Origin of the sequence: Clostridium hominis, from assembly GCF_014287825.1 — a bacterium.
GTDB classification, from domain to species: domain Bacteria; phylum Bacillota; class Clostridia; order Clostridiales; family Clostridiaceae; genus Clostridium; species Clostridium hominis.
In genome coordinates, this window is sequence record NZ_JACOOO010000011.1 from 1 (window position 1) to 1286 (window position 1286).

Below are 1286 nucleotides of genomic sequence, written 5' to 3' on the forward strand. Positions count from 1 at the left end.
CAATTTGACCGAAGTACATGATTCCATGCTTCCAAGAAAAGCATCTAGAGAGAGAAGTAGTGCCCGTACCGCAAACCGACACAGGTAGATGAGGAGAGAATCCTAAGGCCGGCGGAAGAATTGCAGTTAAGGAACTAGGCAAATTGACCCCGTAAGTTCGCGAGAAGGGGTGCCTGCGAGAGCAGGCCGCAGAGAATAGGCCCAAGCAACTGTTTAGCAAAAACACAGGTCTCTGCTAAAGCGCAAGCTGATGTATAGGGGCTGACGCCTGCCCGGTGCTGGAAGGTTAAGGGGAACACTTAGCGCAAGCGAAGGTGTGAACTTAAGCCCCAGTAAACGGCGGCCGTAACTATAACGGTCCTAAGGTAGCGAAATTCCTTGTCAGGTAAGTTCTGACCCGCACGAATGGCGTAATGACTTGGGCACTGTCTCAACTGCAAATCCGGCGAAGTTGTAGTGCGAGTGAAGATGCTCGCTACCCGCGATTGGACGGAAAGACCCCGTAGAGCTTTACTGCAGCTTAGCATTGAATCTCGGTATTGTCTGTACAGGATAGGTGGGAGACTGGGAAACTAGGGCGTCAGCCTTAGTGGAGTCACCCTTGGGATACCACCCTGACAGTACTGGGGTTCTAACAGGACGCCATGAATCTGGTGACTGGACATTGTTAGGTGGGCAGTTTGACTGGGGCGGTCGCCTCCTAAAAAGTAACGGAGGCGCCCAAAGGTTCCCTCAGAACGGTCGGAAATCGTTCGAAGAGTGCAAAGGCAGAAGGGAGCCTGACTGCGAGACCTACAAGTCGAGCAGGGACGAAAGTCGGGCTTAGTGATCCGGTGGTACCTCGTGGGAGGGCCATCGCTCAACGGATAAAAGCTACCTCGGGGATAACAGGCTGATCTCCCCCAAGAGTCCACATCGACGGGGAGGTTTGGCACCTCGATGTCGGCTCGTCGCATCCTGGGGCTGTAGTAGGTCCCAAGGGTTGGGCTGTTCGCCCATTAAAGCGGCACGCGAGCTGGGTTCAGAACGTCGTGAGACAGTTCGGTCCCTATCCGTCGCGGGCGTAGGAAATTTGAGAGGAGCTGTCCTTAGTACGAGAGGACCGGGATGGACTGACCTCTGGTGTACCAGTTGTTCTGCCAAGAGCATAGCTGGGTAGCTAAGTCGGGAAGGGATAAACGCTGAAAGCATCTAAGCGTGAAGCCTACCTCAAGATGAGATTTCCCATAGCATAAGCTAGTAAGACCCCTTGAAGAACACAAGGTTGATAGGTCAGAGGTGTAAGT

The 1286-nt window shown here is 53.4% G+C and carries 1 rRNA gene; it reads left to right on the plus strand.

The features are described 5' to 3' along the window. Positions 1-1286 (plus strand): 23S ribosomal RNA (locus H8S20_RS06610); the annotation flags it as partial.